Origin of the sequence: Stieleria maiorica, assembly GCF_008035925.1 — a bacterium.
Classification (GTDB): domain Bacteria; phylum Planctomycetota; class Planctomycetia; order Pirellulales; family Pirellulaceae; genus Stieleria; species Stieleria maiorica.
The window spans coordinates 9,600,503-9,626,845 of the sequence record NZ_CP036264.1; the positions used below are offsets into that span (position 1 = coordinate 9,600,503).

Annotated in this window: 19 protein-coding genes; 14 read left to right on the top strand and 5 right to left on the bottom strand. The window is 61.3% G+C overall.

Annotated elements, in window-relative coordinates; translation table 11 throughout:
* Positions 1 to 30 precede the first annotated feature (30 nt).
* The 8 genes from Mal15_RS32835 (at position 31) to Mal15_RS32870 (ending at position 12,061) form a co-directional block, all read left to right on the top strand.
* Positions 31 to 660, top strand: coding sequence for a hypothetical protein (locus Mal15_RS32835; protein WP_147871593.1), 630 nt, complete (start codon positions 31 to 33; stop codon positions 658 to 660).
* Between the two features lie 224 nt (positions 661 to 884).
* A complete protein-coding gene (locus tag Mal15_RS32840; protein WP_233903177.1) occupies positions 885 to 2,537 on the top strand; it encodes a prenyltransferase/squalene oxidase repeat-containing protein in 1,653 nt (550 codons plus the stop codon).
* An 86-nt stretch (positions 2,538 to 2,623) separates the two neighbouring features.
* Positions 2,624 to 4,108: an IMP dehydrogenase gene (gene guaB, locus Mal15_RS32845; protein WP_147871594.1), complete on the top strand. Its 1,485-nt coding sequence runs from the start codon at positions 2,624 to 2,626 to the stop codon at positions 4,106 to 4,108.
* 58 nt (positions 4,109 to 4,166) lie between these two features.
* A complete protein-coding gene (locus tag Mal15_RS32850; protein ID WP_147871595.1) occupies positions 4,167 to 5,993 on the top strand; it encodes a hypothetical protein in 1,827 nt (608 codons plus the stop codon).
* A gap of 4 nt (positions 5,994 to 5,997) precedes the next feature.
* A complete protein-coding gene (gene tsaE / locus Mal15_RS32855) occupies positions 5,998 to 6,510 on the top strand; it encodes a tRNA (adenosine(37)-N6)-threonylcarbamoyltransferase complex ATPase subunit type 1 TsaE (RefSeq protein ID WP_147871596.1) in 513 nt (170 codons plus the stop codon).
* 130 nt (positions 6,511 to 6,640) lie between these two features.
* Positions 6,641 to 7,777, top strand: a complete 1,137-nt coding sequence (locus Mal15_RS32860) for an aminoglycoside phosphotransferase family protein (protein WP_147871597.1) — start codon at positions 6,641 to 6,643, stop codon at positions 7,775 to 7,777.
* Between the two features lie 122 nt (positions 7,778 to 7,899).
* Positions 7,900 to 10,644 carry a protein-disulfide reductase DsbD family protein gene (locus Mal15_RS32865; protein ID WP_167547191.1) on the top strand — a complete coding sequence of 915 codons (2,745 nt, stop codon included), beginning with the start codon at positions 7,900 to 7,902 and terminating at the stop codon, positions 10,642 to 10,644.
* A gap of 25 nt (positions 10,645 to 10,669) precedes the next feature.
* Entirely contained in the window at positions 10,670 to 12,061 is a 1,392-nt protein-coding gene (locus tag Mal15_RS32870) for a tRNA modification GTPase (RefSeq protein WP_147871599.1), read from the top strand.
* 232 nt (positions 12,062 to 12,293) lie between these two features.
* On the opposite strand, the gene Mal15_RS32875 is transcribed toward Mal15_RS32870, so the two are convergent.
* Positions 12,294 to 12,827: a DinB family protein gene (locus Mal15_RS32875; RefSeq protein ID WP_233903178.1), complete on the bottom strand. Its 534-nt coding sequence runs from the start codon at positions 12,825 to 12,827 to the stop codon at positions 12,294 to 12,296.
* Positions 12,828 to 12,947: 120 nt separating this feature from the next.
* Between Mal15_RS32875 and Mal15_RS32880 the strand changes: the two genes are divergently transcribed.
* From Mal15_RS32880 to Mal15_RS32895, 4 genes are all read left to right on the top strand, one after another.
* Complete coding sequence (locus tag Mal15_RS32880) at positions 12,948 to 14,264, top strand: glucuronyl esterase domain-containing protein (RefSeq protein WP_233903179.1); 1,317 nt, start codon at positions 12,948 to 12,950, stop codon at positions 14,262 to 14,264.
* An 80-nt stretch (positions 14,265 to 14,344) separates the two neighbouring features.
* Complete coding sequence (locus tag Mal15_RS32885) at positions 14,345 to 15,358, top strand: mechanosensitive ion channel family protein (protein ID WP_147871600.1); 1,014 nt, start codon at positions 14,345 to 14,347, stop codon at positions 15,356 to 15,358.
* A gap of 16 nt (positions 15,359 to 15,374) precedes the next feature.
* The gene (locus tag Mal15_RS32890) at positions 15,375 to 16,328 is read left to right on the top strand and encodes a zinc dependent phospholipase C family protein (protein ID WP_233903180.1); all 954 of its coding nucleotides are present in this window, start codon (positions 15,375 to 15,377) and stop codon (positions 16,326 to 16,328) included.
* Positions 16,329 to 16,400: 72 nt separating this feature from the next.
* Positions 16,401 to 17,642, top strand: coding sequence for a Glu/Leu/Phe/Val family dehydrogenase (locus Mal15_RS32895; protein WP_147871602.1), 1,242 nt, complete (start codon positions 16,401 to 16,403; stop codon positions 17,640 to 17,642).
* A gap of 152 nt (positions 17,643 to 17,794) precedes the next feature.
* On the opposite strand, the gene Mal15_RS32900 is transcribed toward Mal15_RS32895, so the two are convergent.
* The 3 genes from Mal15_RS32900 to Mal15_RS32910 form a co-directional block, all read right to left on the bottom strand.
* Entirely contained in the window at positions 17,795 to 18,928 is a 1,134-nt protein-coding gene (locus Mal15_RS32900; RefSeq protein WP_147871603.1) for a Gfo/Idh/MocA family protein, read from the bottom strand.
* A 61-nt stretch (positions 18,929 to 18,989) separates the two neighbouring features.
* Complete coding sequence (locus tag Mal15_RS32905; RefSeq protein ID WP_147871604.1) at positions 18,990 to 20,000, bottom strand: sugar phosphate isomerase/epimerase family protein; 1,011 nt, start codon at positions 19,998 to 20,000, stop codon at positions 18,990 to 18,992.
* A 108-nt stretch (positions 20,001 to 20,108) separates the two neighbouring features.
* Positions 20,109 to 21,359, bottom strand: a complete 1,251-nt coding sequence (locus Mal15_RS32910) for a cupin domain-containing protein (RefSeq protein ID WP_147871605.1) — start codon at positions 21,357 to 21,359, stop codon at positions 20,109 to 20,111.
* A gap of 253 nt (positions 21,360 to 21,612) precedes the next feature.
* On the opposite strand from Mal15_RS32910, the gene Mal15_RS32915 reads away from it, so the two are divergent.
* On the top strand, positions 21,613 to 22,788 hold the full coding sequence (locus tag Mal15_RS32915; protein ID WP_147871606.1) for an aldose 1-epimerase family protein: 1,176 nt from the start codon (positions 21,613 to 21,615) through the stop codon (positions 22,786 to 22,788).
* A 318-nt stretch (positions 22,789 to 23,106) separates the two neighbouring features.
* On the opposite strand, the gene Mal15_RS32920 is transcribed toward Mal15_RS32915, so the two are convergent.
* Positions 23,107 to 24,726, bottom strand: a complete 1,620-nt coding sequence (locus tag Mal15_RS32920; protein WP_147871607.1) for a TolC family protein — start codon at positions 24,724 to 24,726, stop codon at positions 23,107 to 23,109.
* 271 nt (positions 24,727 to 24,997) lie between these two features.
* Between Mal15_RS32920 and Mal15_RS32925 the strand changes: the two genes are divergently transcribed.
* On the top strand, positions 24,998 to 26,326 hold the full coding sequence (locus Mal15_RS32925; protein WP_147871608.1) for an efflux RND transporter periplasmic adaptor subunit: 1,329 nt from the start codon (positions 24,998 to 25,000) through the stop codon (positions 26,324 to 26,326).
* Positions 26,327 to 26,343 lie beyond the last annotated feature (17 nt).

Sequence of the window (26,343 nt, forward strand, 5' to 3'; positions counted from 1 at the left end):
CTCCCTTGTAATTTTTCGGCAGTTTAACCGATGACCTCTCCGAACGACGACCAGACCGACCGGCACGCCGACAAATACAACGACCCCCGCGCCCAGATCTCGCGGCGGGGAATTCTGATCGGTCTGGGCGTCGTGCTGTTCGGGATCGCCGGGGCCGCCCTGAGCATCTGGGCGCGGCGAACACGGTTGGAGCAGACCACCAAGTTTTGGGGGCCCGAAACGATCCAGGCGTTCCAGTTGGCCGCGGAAATTCACTTGATCGTCCAGCCCGAACCGCTGAGCGAACCTTCGACCGAGCTGCTGAGCGAGGGGGCCGAACCGGTTCGTTTGACCGGCATGCCGGGGCTGGGGCACCTGCGTCACCTGCTGCTCGATGACCGCAGTTACCTGTGGTCGTCGGTGAAGAACGAACCGATGCGATCGCGTTTGGGGCAAACCAAGTGCATGATGCTGCGGTTCTCCGATCCCGAAGCCGAGCGGTTTCCCGACGCCGAAATCATCATCGATCTGGATCAGGGCTGGATCGGCAAACACGACGGTGACCGTCAGATTCGGCTGAACGAGCGGTTTCGAAACGCCGTGCCGGCATTCTTGACCCAGGTCGCCGACTACGAACCGCTGCGGGTGGAGATGCGGGAAACAAACCCGCCAGGGGAATAAGCCCCCCCAAAACGCGAAGGCAATTTCAATCGATTCAGCTGGCACGATCCGCGCGGTGGGTACAAAACTGCAGCGATTGCGTTTGCAGAATGTGGATTTCAGCTGTGCTGGTTTATCCCTCATTCGCTTATACTTAAGGGGCAAGCAGTCGACAATTTCGGTCACTGTCGTCCCGTTTTCTACGTGACCCCCTCTTCTTCCGCACGACTCCAGGAATCGCTTTCGTGAGCACAGCAGCCAATTCCGATAAGGCACTGGGCCCCGATGAGGCACTGGACGGCGCCGAATCGCAAGTCCCGATGAACGACGACCTGGAGACGAATGAAATTGGCGTTACCGAAACGGTCGCTGCGGAGCAGGGCGAAGGCGACGACGACGAGCCGGTCGGCACAGGTCACCGGTTTCTGGTCTTCCAAGCGATGCCGGCGTGGTTGGTCAGCACGCTCGTGCACGCGCTGATCCTGCTGATCCTGGGATTGGTCTCGATCGCCGATCCGATTCAGATCGTCAACGTGTTGACGGCATCCAGCTCGGGTGACGACGGCCCGGAAATCGAAGAACTCTCGATCGAGGAATTCGACCCCGGCGAAATCGAAGAGGCCGAGGAGATGACCGAGGAAGTGGAGATCACCGACCCGGTCGAAATGGTCGAACCGGTGGCGATGGAGGTGCCCACACTGGACATCGCTGCGGTCCCGTTGGACATGAGCGATTTCGCGGCCGACATGGCCCCCGCCGCGACGACGCTGCAGTCGATGGCTTCGATGAGCATGAAGCCGATGGGCAGCCGAAGCTCGGAAATGAAGGAGAAACTGCTGCGAAAATACGGCGGAACCGACAGCAGTGAAGCGGCGGTCACCGAAGCGCTGAAGTGGTTTTCACGCCATCAAATCCGCAGCGGACCGACCGCCGGGGCGTGGACGTTCCAACACGAATTGGTCTGTCGCGGTGCCTGTGGAAACGGCTGCACCCAGCCGAACCGAGCCAAACAACTCAATGCCGCCACCTCGCTGGCCCTGCTGCCGTTCATGGGAGCCGGCCAGACGCACCTGAAAGGTGAATTCAAAGACGTCGTGATGGGCGGCTTGCGATTCCTGGTTCAGAACGGAAAACCCGGAAAAGAACAGGGATTGCCCTACATCGATTACACCGGCGGCGGCAACATGTACGACCACGGGCTGGCCGCGATCACACTGTGCGAAGCGTACGCGATGACAGGTGATCCGGACCTGGCCGGCCCGGCCCAAGCCGCACTCAACTACATCGCCCTGGCGCAGTGCCGTGACGGCGGCTGGCGGTACCAGAAACAAGACTCCAGCGGCGGCGACACGTCGGTCGTCGGCTGGCAGGTGATGGCGCTCAAAAGTGGGCACATGGGACACCTGATGATCCCGCCCAACGTCATCCAAGGCTCCACACTGTTCCTGGACCGCGTCTCCAGCGACGGCGGTTCGATCTACGGCTACAACAAACCGTCCACCACGCCCCGACCGGCGACCACCGCCGTCGGCCTGCTGTGCCGGATGTACACCGGCTGGGACAAAAACCACCCCGGAATCCAAAAGGGCGTCGGGCACCTCGCCAAAATCGGCGTCAAAAAGCCCGACTTGTACTACAACTACTATGCCGCCCAGGTGCTCCGCCACCACGGCGGAAAGGAGTGGGACAAGTTCAACGCCGAATTGCGGGATTGGCTGGTCGAAACCCAGGATCAATCCAAAGGTGCCAAGGGCAGCTGGTATTTTAATGGTGCCCCCCACATGAGCGAAGCCGGGCGGCTGTGCCTGACCTCCTTCGCCACCATGATCCTGGAAGTCTACTACCGGCACATGCCGCTGTACGCCGAAGCCGCTGCGGAAGAAGAATTCCCGCTGTAGTTTGGCGACTTCCGTTCCCGATCCGTCTTCGTCATACTGCCAAGCTTTTCCCGTTTCGCAGCTTCGCTCGGTCAGGAATGTTCGGCATGTTTGAAGACAAAATCAGCTACTCTGGAGTCACCTTCGATGACGTCCTGCTGGAACCCCGCTACAGCGAAGTCGTCCCCAGCGAAGTCGACGTCAGCAGCCAGTTGACCCAGCGAATCCGGCTGCAAATCCCGCTGCTGTCCTCTCCGATGGACACCGTCACCGAAGCCGAAATGGCGATCGGACTGGCCAAAGAAGGTGGTTTGGGCATCATCCACAAGAACCTGTCCACCGAGGCCCAGACTGAAGAGGTTTTGAAGGTCAAACGCTCGGCCAACGGGATCATCGTCGACCCGGTCACGCTGCAACCGGGCGAAAAAGTCAGCCGCGCCGCCGAGTTGATGGACCAGGCCAATGTGTCCGGGATCCCGATCGTGGACGAAAACCGCAAGTTGGCTGGCATCCTGACCCGCCGCGACCTGCGATTCCTAGAAGACCCAGACCTCCCCATTTCCGAGGTCATGACCTGTGAGAACCTGGTGACGGGGACGGGGAATGTAACGCTTGAGGAAGCTGAGCGAATTTTAACGGCAAAAAGAGTCGAGAAACTTTTACTGATTGACGAAGATAGAAAACTAACGGGCCTGATTACGATTCGCGACATCGACATGATGAAGCGATTCCCCCGTGCGTGCAAAGACCCGCAAGGCAGATTGCGGGTCGGAGCGGCGATCGGGGTGGGTGATCTGGAGCGTGCCGAGGAGCTGATCCGACAAGGCGTGGACTTGTTGGTCGTCGATTCGGCTCATGGCCACAGCAAGAATGTGGTCGAGACGGTCAAAGAGATTAAGGCACAATCCGGCTGGGACATCGATGTGATCGCGGGAAACGTCGCGACCGCGGAAGGGGCCCAGGCGCTGATCGATGCCGGTGCGGACGCGATCAAGGTCGGAATCGGCCCGGGGTCGATTTGCACCACGCGGGTGATCAGCGGCGTCGGCGTGCCCCAAGTCTCGGCGATCCTCCGCGCGACTTCGGTCGCCAAGCAGAAAAACATACCTGTCATTGCTGACGGCGGCGTTCGCTTCAGCGGTGACATTACCAAGGCAATCGTCGCCGGGGCCAACACCGTGATGATCGGCAGCTTGTTTGCCGGACTGAGCGAAAGCCCCGGGAAAGTCATCCTGTACCAAGGCCGAACGTTCAAAACGTACCGTGGGATGGGATCGATGGGGGCGATGGTCAAGGGCAGCAGCGATCGGTATCGCCAAAAGGGAGTCCAGGCTGGAAAACTGGTCCCCGAAGGCGTCGAAGGCCGTGTGCCCTACAAAGGTCCGCTCAGCGATTACGTCTACCAATTGGTCGGCGGTTTGCGAGCGGGCATGGGATATTTAGGAACCAAGACGATCGACGAATTGAAACGCGATGGACGGTTCATCCGCGTTTCCGCAGCGACGGTTAGGGAGAACCACCCGCATGACATTGCGATCACTCAAGAAGCGCCCAATTACAGCCCCGACGTCCACTCGTCGGACCAAAATTAGGCGACGTCTGAACGGACCGTCTCGCGCACTGGCGCTGGCCTGTCTGTCGGCCGCCCTGGTGGGAACCGCGGACGCACAGGCTCAAACGCCGGCCGCATCGACCGCTGCGACCGCCAACACCAGCTGGAACCTGCGTTGGCGCAAAAGTCCCAAAGTCACGCCCCCGCCCGCACCGGTCACCCAGCGAGACGTTTTCTCCACGCCGCCGCGACACACGCCCGCCCACGCCGCGACTGCGGCGAGTCCTGCACCGCCGGCGAATCCCGCGCCCGCGTCCGGCGTCGCCCAGGTCGCCCAGGTCGCCCACCACCAAGCGGTTGCCAACCCGATGCGGTCCCAACCGACCAGCTCGCACCAACAGGCCAACGCATTCCAGCAGGCCGCCGTGTCGCGAACGATCCGCCAAGCCCAACTTTCGCGGCAATCGCAAGATTTTCAAGACATCGGCCAGGTTCGCCAAACCCAATACAGCGCACCCAACACCGCCGCGCCGGTCGGCAACTACCGACGCGCTGCGGCCGCCCCACAGCGCGCCCCGGAACGACTGGCACAGGCCAACGATTTCTTCAACAATCCCTTTGCCGACGGGCTCAATGCACCCGCCCAGGCTTCCGCGGCCCAATCTCCAGCGGCCCAATCCGCTCCGGCGGCGCGCGTGGCGCTGCAGCAGCGTCGCCCCGGTGCAACCGCCCAGCTTGCGATCGCCCCGCAAACGTCCGGCGATGACTCTGCCCCCGGACTGACGCTTCCCGACCTGCCCGGTGCGGCACCGCAGGGCAACGCCGCGGGCACCCCCGCGCCGGCCCCCGAGCAGCTTCCGCCGAACGCACTGCGCGGCGTCGGCCCCGACACCCAATCGTTGCCCGCACCGAGTCTGCCGACGCCGGACGACGGTTCTTCGATGCGTGACCTGCTCAGCGATCCCGACCAGCAAGTGATCCCCGAGCCGTCGATCGACGCGCCGGCAGACCAGTCATCAGCCCAGCCGCCGTCGATCCCCCAGCTGAATGATCCGGCTGTCCAACCCGGCGACGTGCCGACCGATTCGCCTTCGGATCGCGTTCCTACCGACGGTGGCCAACCGGATTCGTACCTGTACGAAAACCCGTTTGACCAAAACCGTACACAGCGGGAACAAAACGGTCGCACCGACCAGGCCCCCATCGGACGCATCCCCGGCGACACCTCGATGCTGAAGGCCAATCAATTGTCCTGCGAAGACTTCCGGGCACGCATCGCGAGTGAAACCATCGACAAGATTTCGCTGGACCCCAGCCCTCCGTTCCGTCCCGATCTGTTTGATCCGGCTGACTATCAGCGTCAGCGCGAAAAGTTCGAATCGCGACAGACCAACCGGCCTTGGAGCAACATCGACGGAAGCGTGATCGCCAACGGACGATTCATCGGACTGGCCTACGAGCAAGTCATCATCGAAACCGAAGACGGCACGCAACAAGAACTTCAAGTCAACCAGCTCAGCGAAGGCGACCTGGGTTACCTGTCGGAAAACTGGGGGCTGCCCAAAGAGTGCCTGATCGCGAAGGTTGACTACACGCCACGCTCGTGGGCTCCGCTGACCATGACCTGGAAAGCGTCCAATCTGTGCAGCAAGCCGCGTTACTTTGAACAGGTCAACCTGGAACGCTACGGACACACCGCCGGTCCCTGGTTGCAACCGGTCGTTTCTTCGGCCCACTTCTTTGCCAACATCGCCGTCCTGCCGTACAAAATGGGAATCCATCCGCCGAACGAATGTCAGTACGCGTTGGGTTACTACCGCCCGGGCAACTGTGCCCCGTGGATCGTGCCGCCGGTGCCGATCAGTGCCCGTGGAGCCCTGGTTCAAGGGGCCGCGATGACCGGTGCGTTCTGGCTGATCCCGTAATGCAATGCCCAGCCTGACCTTCAATGATGTCGACCTCGACCGGCTCCGCAAGTTGGCCGGCGAATTGGTCCGCTTGATGCCCGCCCGACTGGTCATCGGTCTGGTCGGGACACTCGGCGCGGGAAAGACCACGTTCACCCAATCGCTGGCCGCCGCGATGGGAGTCGATCCGGAAGACGTCACCAGTCCCACGTTCACCCTGCTTTGCAGCTACGACGCCACGATCCACACAGGACCGATTCGACTGCATCACCTCGATGCGTATCGGTTGGTCGACGAAGACGAGTTCCTGGAGTTGGGCGTCGAAGAACTGTTCGATGCCGACAACACTTGGGTGCTGATCGAATGGGCCGACCGCGTCGAATCGGTGCTGCCACCGGAAACGCTTTGGATTCACATCGACATCCCAGCCTCGGATGACCCCATCGCGCCACAGCGGCAGATCACGTTGACCACGCAAAACGACGCGCTGGCCGGCCCCCTGGCGGCACTCGCCGATGCGATGCCCAGCAAATAGTGTGGGATAGGACAAGTACGATGGCCGTTCCGGGCCGTCGTCCGCTGGACTCACCACGACGACCTAGAAAGGACGTCGTACAACGGCACAACGACCTGGAAAGGACGTCGTACAACGCACCGCGACGACTATGATCCCTGCGCCCCTTCGCAAGCAACTTACCGAACAGCGCGGTGTGCATCAGCTCACGCCGATGCCACCGGGACTGAGCGGCGCGCGGGTGTTTCGATGCGACGGAGACGAAACGCTGGTGCTGCGCTGTTGGCCGCAGGGGACTGCTCCGAACCGCGTCCACGAAATCCACTCAGTGATCGCAACCGTCGCATCGACGTTCCAATTGCTACCAAAGTACAAGCCGATCGATTCACGCGGATGGACGTACACCGTCGACGCGTCGGGTCTGATTTGGGAGCTGGCCACTTGGATGCCGGGGCGACCACTGACCGACGACGCGTCGCTGCAGTTGATCGGCCGTGGCACCCGCGCGATCGCCGACCTGCACCAAGCGCTCACACACGTGCCCAGCGGGGCTTTGCCCTCGCAATTTCGAACGGCCCCCGCGCTCGCCGAGCGGTTGCAGCGGATCGCCTGGCTGGACGAGCAGCTGCCGCGCACTCTGAGCGCGAATCTGGACGGCCGGGTTCACCCAAGTGTCGCCGCGGCGTTGGAGCGGGCCAGAGGCGTGTTGCAGCACAAATGGCCAGCCACCGCGACGCGATTGTCCGCGGCCCTGGCCCCGTTGGCTCGTCGCCGCTGGCCGCTGCAGTACGTTGTCCGGGACATCCACCGCGAACACGTGCTCTTTTCAGGAGGCGCAGTCAGCGGAATCATTGATTTTGACGCCTTGCGAATCGACACGGTCGCGGTCGATCTGGCCCGCTGGGCGGCCAGCTTCACCCACGCTTCCCGCACGTTGGAGGACGTGATCGACCGAGTTTTGGCGGATTACCGTGCCGCAACGCCATTTCCAAATCGGCCCGCTGGCAGCCAAGGCGACACCCCATCGGCCGCCCCCGGGTCAGTTGCCAAGCCGGATCGGATCGGCCAAGCTGACCGGATTCTGGGCCGGCCACTCGGGCCGGAAACCGATTTCGGGGCGTCTGACAGTGCGGAGTTTCGTACACTGGTACTGCTGATTGCCGAGTCATCACTTTGGATCAGCCTGGCAAACTGGGTTGTCTGGTTGGTTGGCGAGTCGAGACAATTCCCTGATTTGCAGCTTGTGTCCGAAAGGCTACGTCGATTAATCGAATCTGTTGATGGGTAATGGAAACGTTGACGCTTTTTAGCCGCCACCATTACACTCGTGGCGGCGATCACCGTGGCGATACGATCACTATGAAAAGAAAACATCACTTCAGGCCTCTGGCGTCTGGCGGCAGAGATTCCTTGACGGCATCACTGTTGCTCGCTGCACGATCGGTGGCGTCACTCGCCGTCGTCGCTGTCGTCCTGGCCGGTTTCACGCCGATCGGTCAACCGAGCGCCAGCGCCCAAGGCAGCTTCGATGCCTCGTCGCTGGGACAGACCGACGATGTGTTTGGAGGAATCAGTTTTGGCGGGCTGAGCGAGTCGCAACAAGAACCGGTGACTTGGTCGGCCAGCTACGTGACCAACGGGCAACAAGGGCGGCTGGAAATCGAAGCCACCGTGGGTCGGTCATGGCACATCTATTCGACGACGCAACCGCCGGGCGGACCGCTGCCGACGAAGTTCACGATCGCGTCTCCGAAATCGGTGTCGCTTGCCGGGAAATTCAAACCCGATCATCCGCCGATGAAAAGCGTCTCGGACATCTACCCCGGTGTCACGATCGAAGAACACGAAGGGGTGGTTCGCTGGTCGGCAGCGATCCAATTGCCCGCCGGTTTCCAAGATCCGATCAAGGTCGATGTTAAAGCATTGGTCTGCCAAACCGGCGGCTCGTGCATGCCGGCCAACGAAACCTTGACGGCAACGTTCGCCGGTCAAGCCGAGAAGGATGTAATCGATACGGATGCAACGGATACGGCCACGCAATCACTGGCGACTCAAGACGACGACGCGGCCAAAACCGACGCGAAGGCGGCGGACGCCGGCGAGGCGAAGAAGGCGGCAAGCCTGTTGGCCGATCCCGCAGCCAAGCCGACGACGTTCCGTGACAACGACTACGACGTGACTTGGACGGCCGGCGTCTCTTCATCGATCGCCGCCGGCGGTCAGGGACGATTGGTCTTCCGAGCCAGCCCCGAAGCCGACTTTCACGTCTACAAAAGCGTCGTCGATGACTCCGAATCGTCGACCAACTTTGTCGTCACCGAAAAACGCGGTTTGCTGATCGGTTTTCCCAACGCGGATCAACCGATCATTTCCAAGTCGCTGTTCCCATCGATCCCCGGCGTCCCCGACACGCCACCGGTAAAGTTCTACAAGGGAGAAGTGACCTGGTCATTGCCGATCAAGGTTCCCGCGGGGACGGCCCAGGGAGACTATCCGATCCGCGGTTACGTCTGCTATCAGGCCTGCACGGACACGAGCTGTCTGCGTCCGATGGCGTTCGAGTTCACCGCGGTCGTGAAGGTCGCGGCCACCGCCGATGCGACGCTCGGCCCGCTGGAGATCAAATCCGCGAAGTACGTCACCGCGATCGATCAGGCTGCCGAAACACAGTGGGTCGATGATTTGAACAAGGCCCCGGCCAAGCCGGTGGTCGGCCAAACCGAAGCCCCGGACGCTGCAGCAACCGTCGTCCAAACGCAACCGGCCGAATCGAACCAGACGGCCGAAAGCAGCGAGTCGACGGCGGATGCCCTTACAAGCGGCGGGTCCAAGGCATCGTTACCCTTCATCTTGCTGTTGGCACTATGCGGCGGATTCATTTTGAACTTCATGCCCTGCGTGTTGCCGGTCATCGGGATCAAGGTGTTGAGCTTTGTCCAACAAGCCGGTGAAGATCGTCGACGCGTCGCGCTATTGAACTTCGCCTACGTCGCCGGAATCCTGAGCGTGTTCGCCGGGCTGGCCGTACTGGCGGTCGTCTTTTCATTCGGATGGGGGCAGCAATTCGCCTACTTCCCCGTGCGGATCGGATTGACGGTGATGATCTTTGCCCTCGCGTTGTCGTACCTGGGCGTCTGGGAATTGCCGACACCGGGAGTGGCGACCGGGAAGTCGTCGGAGAACCTGCAGAGCAAGGAGGGGTACAGTGGCGCGTTCTTCACCGGGACGTTTGCCACGATCCTGGCGACACCGTGCAGCGGGCCGTTCTTGGGTGTGGCACTCGGTTACACGATCTACCTCAACAGCGTCCAGTCGGCCGCCGTCATCATGACCGTCGGCTTGGGCATGTCGCTGCCGTACATCGTGCTGGGCTTGTTCCCGTCGCTGGTCGGATTCCTGCCCAAGCCCGGGAACTGGATGGTGACGCTGAAAGAGTTCTTGGCGTTCTTGTTCCTGGGAACCGTCGCTTACTTTTTCAACCAGTTCAGCGACGAGCAAAAGCTGCCGGTCTTCGTCACCCTGATCGGCGTCTGGTTCGGATGTTGGGTGATCGGAAAAGTCCCGCCGTGGGAATCGATCGAAAAACGATTGCGGGGATGGAGCATCGGCGTCGCCTGTGCCGTGGCAATCGGCTGGTTCGGGTTCGCCTACCTGGAACGCAACCCGGCTCCGACAGCGGGCCCGGGTGAAGTCCAGTACGTCGCGGACGATCATGTTCGCTGGGAAAAATTTGACGAACAACGACTTCAAGAACATCAGGCGGCCGGCCGAACGGTGATGCTGGACTTCACCGCGGCATGGTGCCCCAACTGCATCCTCAACACCGAGATCGCGCTGGACACCAAGCCGACCAGCGAGCTGCTCAAGGAACTGGATGCCGTCCCGATGTTGGCCGACATGACGGATTTGCCCGACGACATTGTCAAGAAACTGGAAACCGAGTTCGGCAGCAAGTCGATCCCGTTGCTTGCGATCTATCCGGGCACGACACCCCAAAAGCCGATCGTGTTACGTGACATCGTCACCCAATCCATGGTTCTCGACGCACTCAAGCAGGCCGGTCCCAGCTTGGACGCATCGGTGGCGTCACGGCCCGGCAGCAAGGCCGCACGGCTGACGTCCAAGACGGATTCGGCGGTCAATTCCAGCCACTGAGCTCGCCGAGAATCATTTAGCGGACATGGGAACCAGCACTGTCATCGAAATGGACGACACGATCGTCGCGATCGGGTCGTCGACGATGCCGGCAACCCGTGGTGTCGTTCGCTTGACAGGCACCGGCGTGATCGACATCGCCGAGCGGTTGGGCATCATGCCGACCAGCGACGGTTCGGCACACTGTGTCGACACCGCGATCACCCTGGGGCAACCGCTCGGTGACGTCCCCGTCCGCGCGTTGATCTGGCCGACGTCACGCAGCTACACCGGCCAGCCATCGCTGGAATTGCACACCTTCGGCTCGTTGCCGGTCCTCCATTCGATCGTCGCCCGTGCGATCGAACTCGGTGCCCGGGCGGCGCGGCCGGGGGAGTTCACCTTGCGCGCCTTCTTGGCCGGCCGACTGGATCTCACCCAAGCCGAAGCGGTGCTGGGAGTGATCGAAGCCGAAGGACGTGGCGCGCTCGATCACGCGCTACGCCAACTGGCCGGCAACCTCTCGCGACCGATGGAATTCCTGAGAGGGCAATTGTTGGACCTGTTGGCTGATGTCGAAGCCGGACTGGATTTCGTTGACGAAGACATTCAATTCATCAGCGACACTGATCTGGTCGAGCGACTGGATGCGATCCGGTCCACGCTGGCAACCACCCGCAAGCAATTGAGTGAGCGGACGCGGGACACGTCGCAATGGATCCTCGCCCTGCGCGGGCTGCCCAACGCCGGAAAAAGCCGGCTGTTGAATGCGTTGGCCGGTCACGAGGCCGCGATCGTGGCCGACCAAGCCGGGACGACACGCGATGTCGTTTCCGTCCCCGTGCAGCTGGGTGATCATCAAGTCGTGCTGGTCGACACCGCGGGGATCGAATCCGCCGATGGCGATTCATCACTCCAGCAGATCTCGCACCAAGCCCAGCTCCAAGCCCGCCGCGCCGGCCGCGACGCCGACATCCGACTGTGGTGTGTCGACAGTGCATCGTCCGATTGGGAACCGACCTGTGCAGCGATGCGCGAGCTTGCCAAAGACAAACGCCAAGCGGCGATCGACCTGTGGGTGGCGACGAAATGCGATGGCCCCGGCGCCCGCCACTTGCCCGATCCTTGGATCCGCACCAGCGCGCTCGCCGGAACCGGAATCGACTCGCTGCAACAACGGATCATCGATTCGATCGAATCGCTCGATGCCAACGAAGGCGTCTCGATCCTCTCCACGGCGGCCCGTTGCGGCGGCAGCCTGCGCGCGGCCGAGACCGCGATCGGTTCGGCGATCGACTATGTCCACGGCGGAGACGGCCACGAGTATGTGTCGTCCGAGCTTCGTTTGGCCGCCGCCGCGCTCGGAGAAGTGACCGGTGCCGTCTACACCGACGACATTCTGGACCGCGTCTTCAGCCGCTTCTGTATCGGGAAGTAACCCGGACAACGTCCCTCGACGTAGCTACGCTCGCCAGAGCGTGAATTACCTGGGCGAACTCTCCGGTCGACAAACACAACACGAAACGTTAGCGCTGACAAATCACGAGTGGTTTACCGCAGCCTCGTTTTCGATTCTTTCCTGAACCGTCGCCGTCCTCTCCGAGGTCGGCTCCGCGCAAAGCTTCGCTTTTTCCCGTGCGCCGAGTTCGGAGAACACGGCGACACGCTGGCTAGGCCGGGCCCAGACCCATCATCCGACGCCAAGCACTGAACTGGCCCATGTGCAACGTGATGTGTCCGCCCAAATAAAACGCGTGCGCTCCGCCGATGTTTGGGAACTTGCTCCGCATCGCTTCGTTGGGGTTCTCGCCAAGGAAGATGTCATCGGGGGCTTGCTCGACCGCGTCGATCGCTTTTTCGTATCCGCTGCGAAACGCCGAAACGACTTCGTCCATGCTGGGATAAACCGTCCCGTCGGGATCATCAACGCACTTCGCTTCCTTGCTGAACAACTTGTTGAACGTCTCGCTCGGCTGCACCGACGACGCGTCCTTGCCCAATTCGCTGACGACGCGGGAAGGGTACAAACTGAGGTGGCCGAGAATGAAGCAAGGGTGATTGGATTCGATCACGCGGCCGTCAGCGGTTGCAAATCGCGCGAACTGGTCGGCGCTAACGCCCGTGAGCATTCGCTCGGCGTATCCGAGTCCGAGTCGTGCCGAAGCTGAAATAATATTCCCGATCACGTGGTTCGTATGGTTCATTGGGGATCTTCGTTTTTTGGGGAATGAAACCGACCATGCCGCTGTCGCGACGTTCTACAATCTGGGGCCGAGATTCACCATGGGCTATCGAAAGACACTCTTTTATCGAAGGCAATCATCATGCAAAGGTTCACCTCCCCACGACTCTGGACGGTCTGTTGTTGGATGTTCATTCTGACCTGCGGTCCGTCCATCGGGCCGGCGAGCGGGTTTGAACCGAATTATGACGAGTCGAAAATCCCCGACTACACGCTGCCCGATCCGCTGGTCTCCCAGGACGGGGCACCGATCACGTCGGCCGAGCAATGGAACACTGTACGCCGGCCAGAATTGTTGGACCTGTTTGAAAAACATGTGTACGGTGTTTCACCCAAACCTTGCCCGATCCGTCACGAGGTCGTCAGCCGCAAAACGGTGTTCAATGGCTTGGCCACGCGCAGCGAGATCGACGTGTTTTTCGGCTTGGCCGATGACGCACCCTCGATGCGGATGATGACGTACGTGCCCAACGAACGCTCCGGCCCCGTCCCCGCGTTCTTGGGATTGAATTTCCAAGGCAATCATGGCGTCGATGCCGATCCGGCGATCGAATTGAACCCGGGCTGGTTCCGCGAGGGGCGAAATGGCACCACCGACGGCAACAAGGCGAATGAAAAATCGCGCGGCGCCACCGCGTCACGCTGGCCGGTGAAAATGATCTTGGATCGCGGCTATGGGTTGGCGACGATCTATTACGGTGACATCGACCCCGACTTTGACGACGGATTCAAAAACGGCATCCACGGCGCGCTCGGCGGCCAAGTGGCCGATGTCGCCCCCGAATCGCGTTGGGGCAGCATCGCGGCCTGGGCCTATGGACTCAGCCGCGCCCTGGATTGTTTGGAATCCGAATCCGAACTCGGCGTCGACACATCGAAGGTCGCCGTGATCGGACATTCGCGGTTGGGAAAAACCTCGCTGTGGGCCGGCGCTTCGGACCCGCGTTTTGCGATGGTCGTCAGCAACAATTCCGGATGCGGCGGTGCGGCCCTGTCGCGACGGGCGATCGGTGAAACGGTCGGTCGAATCAACACGGTTTTTCCCCATTGGTTCTGTGACCAGTTCACCGAGTACAACGAAAACGAATCCGCTTGTCCCGTCGACCAGCATCAGTTAATCGCCTTGATCGCACCGCGTCCGGTTTACGTGGCCAGCGCCAGCGAGGATCAATGGGCCGACCCGAAAGGCGAATTCCTGGCCGCCGCTGCGGCCGACCCGGTGTACCGTTTGTTGGGCACGCGTGGCATGGGCGGGGACGCCCCACCGGCAAAGATGCCTGCGGCGGACCGAGCGATCAACCGCGGCGTGATCGGTTATCACCTGCGGACCGGCAAGCACGACGTGACGGATTACGATTGGCAGCAATACCTGGACATGGCCGACCGGCACCTGCAGTAAACCTCACTTGACGCCGGCCGGTCGGATTTCGTACAGCGAGCTCAACCCGCCTTTCCCCCGTCATTCAAGGATGAATTGCGATGTTGCTCGCTCAAGCCGGCATGTCGACTCCAGACCCCACAACCGGCGGCGCGCCCGACGGTGACACGCCGCCCGAATCGACACTCGACGGCGCGCTCAGCCAAATGCTCAACGCCGACTTTGACGGCGTGGCGGAGTACCTGGGGAAAACCGTGCTGCCCAACTTAGTCCCCGCCTGCATCGGATTGGCGGTCATTTTCTGCGGTTACTTCGCCGCGAAGTACTTGTCCCGCGTCATCAGCCGTCCGATTCGCCAGCGGATCGACGAGACGTTCGGACGGTTCGTGGGCACGGCGATTTTCTACAGCGTGATGCTCAGTCTGATCGCCGCGGTGGCCAGCAAACTCGGTGCACCGCTGGGCGGGATGGCGGCGATCTTGGCAGCCGCCGGTTTTGCGATCGGATTGGCGTTTCAGGGGACGCTCAGCAATTTTGCCGCGGGCGTTCTGATGATCGTCTTCCGCCCCTTTAAAGTCGGCGACGTCGTCAATATCGCCGGCGTCTCGGGCAAGGTGAACGAGATCGATCTGTTCACGACGACCTTGGACACGCCGGACAATCGACGCTTGATCATTCCCAACAGTTCGATCAGCGGCAGCACGATCGAGAACATCAGTTTCCATGCCCATCGACGCGTCGAAGTGATCGTCGGCGTCAACTATGACGCCGATACCGATGCGACACGTCAAGCCTTGCACGCCGCAGCCGACGCGTTTTTGCAAGACGCCATTCATGGGGAAGGCCGCGGAACCGCGGTCATCCTCAGCAACCTCGGCGACAGCGCCGTCGAGTGGAAGGTCCGCATGTGGGTCAAATCTGCCGACTATTGGCGGATGACGGAATCGTTGACCGTGGAAATCAAACGCCAACTCGATCGGGCCGGTATCGGAATTCCGTATCCGCAGCTGGACGTTCACCTCAATCGCGTCGATGCCGCCGAACTGCAAGGCCCGGCGCGGCCACGCATGCGACCGGCACGTCGCGAAAACACATCCGAGCTCTGGCGAGCGTAGCTACATCGACGCCATGATGAATCGGTTGCACACGATCGTTCGCCACACACACTGCATCGGCACCCATCATCGATTCGCGATCGACGCGCTGCCACAGATCCGCTCCGATGCCGGCAAACGACTCGCGGCCTGGCTGCTGTACTACCACCGATCGTACCTGCGTGGCGCGCTCGACCCGGACATCCGCTTTCGTGACTACCAGAATCACGTGCTGCACGTTCGCGACGGCGAGTGGGGTGGAGCGCCACGCGTCGCCTACCAGTGGTATCGCCGGCTGCAAAAGTACCTCCGCGCCGAACGGTTTCGCGATGCCGCTCACGCCGCCGGCGTCCTGTCACACTATGTGTCCGACGTGATCGATCCCCTGCATACCGTCAGCAACCAGCGCGAGGCCTTGATCCATCGGCCGTGGGAATGGAGCGTTGATCGGTCCTACGATCGGATCGTCCAGAAATCCCGTCAGGATGGCATCCGCGCTGTGATTGAGCTTGCCGACGGACCCGAATGGCTGGGTTCGTTGATGCTGCACGCGGCCCGCTACGCCAACCAACACTGCGATCCGCTGGTCCGACGCTATCGGTTTCGGCAGGGTGTGAAAAGCCCCACCGAGGGACTCGATGGGCCATCGATCGAGTGCCTGGCGGAATTGTTTTGCCTGGCGATCACGTCGATCGGTCTGGTGCTGGAGCGGGCAGCCGAGGAATCGGAATCGTACACCGGATACCCGATTCCCAAAGCTCATTGCGGGTGGGCACTGATCGGCGCAACCCTTCGCGCCCCGATCGGCATCTGGAACTCCTGGGTGCGACGGCAGGTGGAATCGATCTCCATCAGGGCCTTGGCCGAAGAATACGATCGTAACGGTCAGCTGGCCGAGTGGTTGCCCGCCGAAGTCGACATCAAGCAACGGGTGATCGGGATCCACCAGGCGGAAAAACGTCGCGCCCAAATGCGTCGCCGGGTGGCCTGACCTCGTCACTCCACCGCACGCAGGGCTACACTTGATACAGATCCCTTTGAAACACCCTACCGGGCGACCACGATGAAAGCCTTTGAAGCGACTCGCCGATTTTTCCACGCCGCCGCCGAGCACCTTGATCTGAGCCCCCAAGCACGGGAGGCGATGTTGATGGCGTCCCGCGAAGTTCGCGTCCAGGTTTCGATCGAACGTGACGACGGGTCCCTGGCGACGTTCGTCGGGTTTCGCGTCCAGCACGACAACAGCCGAGGCCCGATGAAGGGCGGCTTGCGCTACCACCCCGAAGTCAACTTGGACGAAACGCGGTCGCTGGCCAGTCTGATGACGTGGAAGACCGCCGTCGTCAACCTTCCCTATGGCGGGGCCAAAGGCGGCATCGGCGTCGACCCGCGGTCGTTGTCGCATCGCGAAATGGAACGGCTGACCCGTGCGTTCGTCGATCAAATCCACGACATCGTCGGCCCCGACACCGACATCCCCGCCCCCGACATGGGCACCGACCATCGCGTCATGGCATGGTTTCGCAACCAGTGGGAAAAGTACCACGGATTCAACCCCGCCGTGATCACGGGGAAACCCGTCGAAGAATACGGCGCCAAAGGCCGCGAAGAAGCGACCGGTCGCGGTGTGGGAACGCTGACGGTCAAACTGACCAAGCGACTGGGGATGAAACCCGAAGGCACCAAGATCGCGATCCAAGGGTTCGGCAACGTGGGATCCCACGCGGCAAAGTTCTTGTCCGAAGCACAATTCCCGGTGGTCGCGATCAGCGACATCACGGGGACGTACTATCGCAAACAAGGGTTGGACATCGCCGCCGCGTTGCACCACAAGCTGCAACACCCTTATGGATTGCTGGAAGGATTCAAGGAATGCGAGGTCTTGGCCAAGGACGCGTTGTTGACCCTGCCCGACGTGGACATCTTGATCCCCGCGGCACTCGGCAACGTGATCACCGAAAAAAATGCCAAACAGGTTTCCGCCAAGGCGATCATCGAAGCGGCCAACGGCCCGGTCGACCCCGACGCCGATCGGATCCTGCATGACCACGGCGTGACGATCCTGCCCGACATCCTGGCCAACGCCGGCGGTGTGACGGTCAGCTATTTCGAATGGGTGCAAAACCGCCAGCACTACCGATGGACACTCGATCGCGTCCGCCAAGAACTGGACCGCACGCTGACCGAAGCCTTCGAGCACGTTTGGCAAAACGCGCACGAACGCGACATCTCGCTACGCACGGCGGCCTACATGATCGGCATCACTCGCGTCCGCCGCGCCAGCGAATTGGCCGGGCTGACGTAGTGTGACGGCCTGTTGATTTACAAGTGAAGCCGTAGTGGACGACGCGAGGAGTCCCTGCGGATCGCACTACCAATGGACTCGTCGCCTCGTCCACTACCGGAAACCGAATCGCAACGGCCACTCGCTGACGCGTCGTGCTGGCATCCGACGTCTTATTCGATCGTCTTCCAGGCTCGGTCGCTGGCGCTGGCCAAAACGGCGTCGCAGACCTTTTGGGTTTCCAGCGCGGTGCGGAAACTCGGCTCGATCGGCTCGCCCGTTTCCAACGACTTCAGGAAGTCTGCGACTTGGTGGATGAAGGTGTGCTCGTAGCCGATGTTCAATCCCGGCACCCACCAGTTGCCCATGTAGGGTTGGTCGCCGTCGCTGACGTGGACGCTGCGCCAACCGCGGACGATTGAATCGTCGCTGTGATCGAAGTACTCCAGCCGATGCAAGTCGTGCAGGTCCCAGCGGATCGATGCGTGTTCGCCGTTGATTTCCAACGTGTACAACGCCTTGTGCCCGCGTGCGTAGCGTGTCGATTCGAACAGCCCCAGCGATCCGTTGTTGAAGTGACAATGGAACGTGCAGGCGTCGTCGATTTTGACGGCTTGCTTGGCACCCGTTTCGGCGTGCGTTCGTTCTTTGATGAACGTTTCGGCGACGGCGGAAACGTCGGTGATGCCGCCGTTCAGCCAGATCGCGGTGTCGATGCAGTGGGCCAGCAGGTCGCCGGTCACGCCGCTGCCGGCGGCTTCGGCATCCAGTCGCCACGTCGCCGCACCGCCCTGGGGAACATCGGCGTTGATCGTCCAGTCCTGCAGGAAGTTCGCCCGGTAATGAAAGATCCGTCCCAATCGGCCTTCATCGATCAACTGCTTGGCCAACGTCACCGCGGGGACGCGTCGATAGTTGTACCAGACCATGTTGGCCACACCGGCCTTTTCGACCGCCGCGCACATCTCTTCGCCTTCGGCGACGTCCATCGCGATCGGCTTTTCACACAGCACCATTTTGCCGGCTTCGGCCGCGGCGATCGAGATTTCTTTGTGCAGATTGTTGGGCGTGCAAACGTCAATCGCGTCGATGTCATCACGCTTGAGCATCTCCCGCCAATCGGTCTCGATCGATTCGTAACCCCATTGATCGGCGAACGCTTGCGCCTTGTCCTTGTTTCGCGCGCAGACCGCTTTCAGGACCGGCTTGTACTCCAGGTCAAAGAAGTGGTTGGCCTGGCAGTACCCGTTGCTGTGGGTGCGGCCCATGAATCCGTAGCCGACCATACCGATGTTGAGAGGTTTCATAGTTGTTTGTTGCGGTGTGAGGGGATGAAGTGGGTGAGGCTTCTAGCCAGTCGATGCTGCACTATTTCAGCGACTCGTCGACCTTGATCATGGCGTCCAGGATCGTGTTCCAGGTTCCGGGCTGCTCCAGGGTGGCGTTGGGGAACATGCAACCGTCCCAGCAGATGTGTTGGATGCCGCGCTGGTCGGCGTCTTTGAGCCAATACCCGGCGCACTTGACGATGTCCAATTTGCCGTTGGGGTCATCGGCGGGGCAGTGTTTGCCGGTCTTGTCGTGGTCGCCGGCGCCGTGGACTTCGCCGTCATTCTGGGCGACGTGGAAATCGATCGTCCAGGGCCGCAGCTTGTCGGTCATCTGCTCATACGCCGCGTAAAACTCTTCTTCGCTGTACCCTTCGTGCAACAGCGCGTGTTCGGGGGCGTTGTAGCCCATCAGGTACAAGTACGTGTGGGCCAGGTCGGCCTGGAAGCCCAGCGATTCGGGCATTCCGACGGCTTCCAACAAGTCCAACATGTCTTTCCAGCTGTGCATGCCGGCCCAGCAAATTTCGCCTTCGGCCGCCAAACGCTCGCCGTGGTCGGCGGCGATCTTGGCCGCTTCGCGGAACGTGTTGGCGATTTTTGCCGTGCTCGCTTGGGGATCTTCACGCCATTTTTCCACGCCGAATTCGGCGCTGTCGATCCGGATCACGCCGTACTGGCGGACGCCGTGTTCGTTGAAGATGCCGGCGACACGGCAGGCCATTTTGACCGCCGAGAGGAACTTGTCGGTTTGCTCTTTGTCGCCCATCGCCGAATCACCGATGGTGCCCGGCCAGACCGGTGCGACCAACGAACCGACGCTGAAGCCTTTGGACTGGATCAGATCGGCGATCTTGCGCAGGTCGTCGTCGCTGGCTTCCGGATCGGTGTGCGGCAAGAACAGAAAGTAATCGATGCCGTCGAACTTCCGCCCGTTCACTTCGGCCGCGGCCGTCAGGTCCAACATGTGTTCCAAACTGATCGGCGGCTCTTGGTCGGGGCCATCGCCTTTGCCAACCAATCCGGGCCACATTGCGTTATGAAGTTTCATCGTGTCTTTCGATTCTTGGGGGATGAAGGGCGTTGGTAGAACCCCTCCCTTGCACCGGGAGGGGCGAGCGTAGCGAGGGGAGGGTTCTAATAGAACACAGACGTCGAATCAGGAGCCGCCTTTGGGCAGATCACTGTGTGTGTCGGGGCCGAAGTAGCGGAGACCGACCAGCGGCTCGGTGCCCAAGTTCTCGATCTCGACACCGCCGGTTGCGGCGACATGCGAGATAAAGACTTCGTCGGACGTGTTTTCACCGAATCGGATCATCGCGGGAGTCTGCAGATCCAACGCCCCCATCCGTCCGCGACCTTGCACCGTGATCCAGCTGCTCGCACCGGGATCCTTCAACGTGCATTTGGTCCCGGGGGCGATTGTCAACTCTTTGGCGCTAAACCGTTGTTGGCCGTCGACGGTCCCATACACGATCCACTTGTCGACAAAGCCGTCACCGCTGCGGTTCTCGTCCACAATCGGCTCCAAGTAGTTGCTCTCTTTAAAGTGAGTGTCGACATTTTTGTCCCAATCAAGCTGGCCGACGATGAAGTCCAGGTCTTGATGCTTTTCCTCCGGCATGTCTTTGACCAGCAGATCCCACGGCACATAGCGGCCTTCGACGATCGACTGGTACATGCCGAACACGTCGCTGCCCCATTGGGGTTCATAGGTGCACAGCGAGCCGGGGGCGTGCAGGACGCCGGGCGGGATCAACCAACCGGTGCCCCGTTTCAGCCGGTAGGCGCGGCTGAGGTCCAAGATCCCGTTGTCACCTTCGTTCCAGTTTTCCAAGCAACGACGGACGTCTTCGGGAGTCGTGCCGGGCTCGAGCCCCATGAAGGTGTAGGCAAAGTTGTTGTCGACGTTGTTCAATTGCGGCGGAAAGTAATAGCTTTCCGGTTTGCCCTCTTGGCCGACCAACGCCGCGTCTTCGAACGACTGGTGCATGTGGTGCGGGATCGGGCCCATGTTGTCGAAGAACTTGCTGTACACGGGCCAGCGGTTGTATTTCCCGAAAATCGCTTCACCGACGATGTCGTTGCCGCGTTCGGCGATGGCTTCCTTGAGCATGAATTTTTTGCCTTCGAACAGACAAAAACTCTGGCCTTCGTGCCACACGCGACCGTCGTTGGCCGCGTCGGTGGTGCTGCCGAACCAGCGTTCATCGATCCCGCCCCGGTCGGCGCCGAATCGGTAGTAGTCGCCCGGATGCAGCTTGATCCGACGGCCCGGGTGCAAGAAGGACCGTGGGACCCAGGTGGGCGTCAGACGCAGCAATCCGCCGCCGGCGTCCATCGCAGAGTCCAAAATCGAGGCGACCGAATCGCCTCGGATGAGTCCGTCGTCGAGCTTCACATTGGTCATGGATGTCTATATGGTTGTGAGGGGAGAGGATTATTATTGAGCGTTTGCGGCGGAAAGTCTGCCCGCATGTTGTATTGATTGGAACACTGTGCGACAAGAATGCAGGCAGGCCCGAAATGGGACACAATCGGGGTCAGAATGATCCCGTCCCCGGCGTCATTGTACCGACAACAGCGAACCGCGATGTCGCGTCGACCCGACGGACGAGTTGAACTGCGGCAATTCGTCCGCGGAAACAGATTTAGGAATAGTGATGGCAAAAACGAAGACCGCTCGCTCGATCGATCATCGGCTCAAGAGCGTGGTTTGGGACGATCAATCTCCGCTTTCGGTCACGGTTGAATCTCCGCGAGGGAAAGTCCAAACGCGGCACGGGCGGTTCGTCGGCGGACGGGCCGATGGCGTCGAAATCATCCGAATCGACACCGGTGCCGTCGTCGTCAATGTGCTGCCCTCACGCGGGATGGGAATCTGGAGCATCGAATCCGACACCGGCCACTTCGGCTGGCACTCTCCGGTCGATGGCCCCGTCCACCCCTCGCTGGTCCCGATTCATGACCCCAGCGGACTCGGCTGGCTGGAAGGCTTTGATGAACTGGTCGTCCGCTGCGGGCTGGAAAGCAACGGCGCCCCCGAGCACGACGAGAACGGAAAGCTGGTGTACCCGCTGCACGGCCGGATCGCCAATCTTCCCGCCGACGGATTGCAGGTCGAATTCGACGAGGTTTCCGGACGCCTGGAATTGATCGGCGACCTGCGCGAGAGCCGATTGTTCTTTTCCAATTTCCGCCTGAACAGCCGAATCCGCGTCCACGCCGGCAGCCCCTCGGTGCAAATTTTGGACGACGTGACCAACGATCGTTCGACTCCGGCGACGTTGCAAATGCTCTACCACATCAACGTCGGCCGACCCGTCCTGGAAAAAGGCTCCAAGCTACTCCTGCCGATCGAAGAACTGGCCCCCAAAGACAAACTCTCCGCCGGCGAAATCGAGAGCTTCAATGAATTCGGCGGGCCGCAGTCGGGCTACGTCGAACGCGTCTACTTTGCCAAACTCCGCGGTGACGAAACCAACCTGACCACCGCGATGCTGCAAAACGCGGACGCCTCCCAAGCCCTCGCGGTCACCTACGGCACCAAGACCTTGCCGCGCTTCGTGCTTTGGAAAAACACGGCCGACACCGCCGATGGCTACGTCACCGGACTCGAACCGGCCACCAATTTTCCCAACCAACGGTCCTTCGAAGCCGCACACGATCGCGTCGTCGAAGTCCAGCCCGAACAAACCGTCTGCTTCCGCGTCACGATCGATCCCTTATCCGATCCCGAATCGGTCGCCGAGATGGCCGAGCGGATTGAAAAACTGGCCGGCGACCAACCGCCGGTCATCCACGCCGTCCCCCGCCCCGGTTGGTCGCCAGGGGCATAACGGCCGGTTGATTCACTCGCCCGCAGCGCGAGCAGGGGGCGCAGCAGATCCGGCCGGCACGTGGCAGTGACGCGGAACAAGAAAAGGGTCAAAAAATTTAGTGGTCAAAAAATAGCGGCCGGTCGTCCGACGGTCACAATCGCGTCCCGCGGGGTCCCCCATTTTTTGACCAACCCATTTTTTGACTACTAAATTTTTTGACCCTTCTCCTCTTCCCCACCGCCATTTTTCTGCCAACTCCCAACTCCCAACTCCCAACTCCCAACTCCCAACTCCCAACTCCCAACTCCCAACTCCCAACTCCCAACTCCCAACTCCTCACCCGCCCTGCACCGGCCAGCCCTGGGCCCATTGCAATTCGAACTGGGCGCGATTGTGGTCGACGACCGCACTTAGGTACGCCCGGCTGGCGGTCTCCAACGCCTGCAGCGACTGCAGCACTTCCAACGGCAATCCTTCGCCGTCGCGGATCCGTTTCAAGTTGCGGTCGTAGGAATCCATCGCGAACTCGATCGCGCGCTCGGTCACCGCGATCTGGCGATGCCGCGACTGCACCCTCGCGTGGCCTTCGCTGATCTCGCGGGCCACCTGGTCCATCACGCGGATGCGCTCGTACTTGGCCTGCTGGACGCGCGCCGATTGCTCTCGCCGTGCCGCTTTTTCGCCCAGGCCCAAGTTACGAACCTGCCATGACATCAGGGCATCGATGTCGTAGCGGTCGTTGACGTCATCCAGTTCGTTGCCCAAGCCACCGCCGAAACCACCGGTGCTGAATCCCAGCAGCACGCTGGGCACAAACGGAGCGTACTTTTCACGGCTGTACGCTTGGCAGGCCGCCGCGACGAGCGCCTGGGATTCCTTCAGCTCCGGTCGCATCGCCAACCCTGCAGCGATCAACGATGCCTTGTCCGACTCGATCGGCACCAATTCCAGCGGAACCACCGTGACATCCATCGGTCGGATCTTCGGCTGGCCGCTCAAACTGATCGCTTCAGCCAACCGGGCGGAGGCGACGGCGGTTTGTTCCTCCGCGGCGATCAAACGGTTCTCCATCAGTGCCAGCTCGGTCTGCATCCGATCAGCATCCGCCTTGAGCCCCTGGCCGGCTTCGGCAAAATCCCCGGTGATCTTGGCCAGTTCTTCGGTCCGGGCCCGCGACGCTTCCAAGATGCTGACGTCTTGGTGTGCAGCGATCAGGTCGATGTACGCCAGCGCCGCGGTCAGCAATTGCCGGTTCTGTGTCGCGTTGGCGGCATGTCCGCTGGCCCAGGCGGTTGCCTCGGCAACCCGCGGCTGGAAGATCGCGTCGGCCAAATGGAACTGGGCGACCAAACCGGGACGGGGCGTCGTCCCCGCACCGGTGGCGCCGACTCCCAAACCGTACTGAAAGGAGTTTCGGTTGACGTCAACGATGTCACCATTGCTGGCCTGGTAGTTGCCGTCGTGGCGATGGAAATTGAAACCGGCTTGGATCGACGGCAGCCACAACGCTTCGGCCTGAGCCAATTGGGCGTACGCTTGCTGGACCCGCCAGCGGGCGAAACCGACGATCGGGTGCTGCCCCGAAACCATCGCCAGTGCCGACGGCAGATTCATCTCGACGCTCGCTTCCGCCTGCTCCGCATCGCCCGACTCCGCGGCGACTTGACGAATCGGCATCCGCGCGGGATTCGACTGCTCTGTCTCCGCCACCCAATCTTCCTCGGCGATGTAGTCGACCAGCGATAGCGTGTCATCCGTCTCCAATGCGACGCGCGGTTCGGCGGCGGCTTTCGCGATCTCCGGGGGGGCGGCAACATCGATGTTGGCGGTCGTTTCCACGACGCCCTGGTCTGCGGGGACAGCCGGCAACGCATCGGGCACGTACCGGGCTTGATCGGGGCCGGTCGCACACCCCATACAGCTGATCAATCCGAGAACCAGAACTCGTTTTGGCATCCTGCCGCCTATCGGTTTTGTCCGTCCATCTTGTTGTCACCGTTGCGCCAGAGGCAGCGGTCCTGCCGATCATGCTTCGGCAAACGGAGGCTCCGACAATGACGACTGCAACCGTTGGTTTATCGAATTCCGCGGGATGCCCAAGCGAAAAAAACCGTTGTCACAACTATGATGCTTGGCAGTATCGGCGAGATTTGCCGACCGGTAGCGGTTATGCCGGTCGTTCCGACTGTCCTGCCTTCCCCCCTTCCCACATACGGACCAACCTTCGATGACCTGTCGTTTCGGCAACGCAATCACGTTCGGTTCTGCGGCAGCCCTGCTGCTGCTCTCCGGATGCCAACCGTCCGGCCCTGTCGCCCAAAAGGCCGACGCCGATCGTCTGGTGGCGGTGCGAACCGTCGCCGTCACCGAATCGGAAATCCAGCCGACAACGACGCAACCGGCGTCGGTTCACGCTTTCTACCGCTCCGAAATCCGCGCCAAAGTCCCCGGGTTTGTCAGCGAATTGAAAGTCGACATCGGCGACGTCGTCCAGGCCGGCCAAGTCCTGGCACAAATCGACGTGCCCGAAATGGAAAAACAACGCCAGATCATCCAGGCCCGCATCGCGCGACTCAAAGCCGAGGAGAAACGTGCGACCGCCGGCGTCAATCTGGCCGATGCCCAAGTCCGCTCCTCCCAAGCGCGTCTGGCCCAGGCCGAGAGCGAAATGAGCCGCGTGGACGCCTCTCTGGCCGCCGCCCAATCCGAATTCGAACGCACAAGCGATCTGGTCGAGCGTGGATCGTTGCAGGACCGGATGCTGGACGAATCGCGAAAGAAACGTGACAGCGAACGGGCGGCCAAGCAAGCGGTGGCATCCGCGATCGAATCGGCCAAGGCGAACGTCGCGGTGACCGAAGCACAAAAGGCGGCTGCCGAAGCGGACTTGGAAGCCGCCCAAGCCGAAACGATGATCGCCGAGCGCGAATTGGAAGAGTTGCAGGTGATGATCGATTACGCGACCGTCCGCGCCCCCCTGGCGGGCATCGTCTCCCAACGAAACGTCGAACCCGGTGACCTGGTCGGCAGCGGCGCTGACCAGGCATCCACCAAGCCGCTGTTCGTGATCAGCCAAATCGACAAGCTCCGCGTCCGTATTCCGGTTCCCGAAACCGAAGCGGCACACATCAACCCGGGCGACGAAGTCACGTTGACCTTTCCGACGTTCTCCGGCGAACCAGCGATCACGGCGGCCGTCACCCGGCAATCGGGCAGCCTGGATCCGAGCACGCGAACCATGATTGTCGAGGTCGAGTTGGAGAACGCCGAGGGGAAATTGTTGCCCGGCATGTTCGGCCGTGCGTCGATCAAGCTGGGCAGCAAGGTGGCCGCCAACATGTTGCCCTCGCGCGCGATCCGCTTCAGCGAAGAAGGCAACGCAACCGTCTATGTGCTCGGCCAAGACGACACGGTCACCGTCGCGGCGATCGAAACCGGACTCGACGATGGCAACTCGATCCAAGTCCGCTCCGGATTGCTGCCCGGCCAACGCGTGATCGATGCCCATCTGAAGCGTTTCACCGACGGCCAAAAGGTCTCCGTCCTGGCCAACTGACACCTGAGTACTGACCT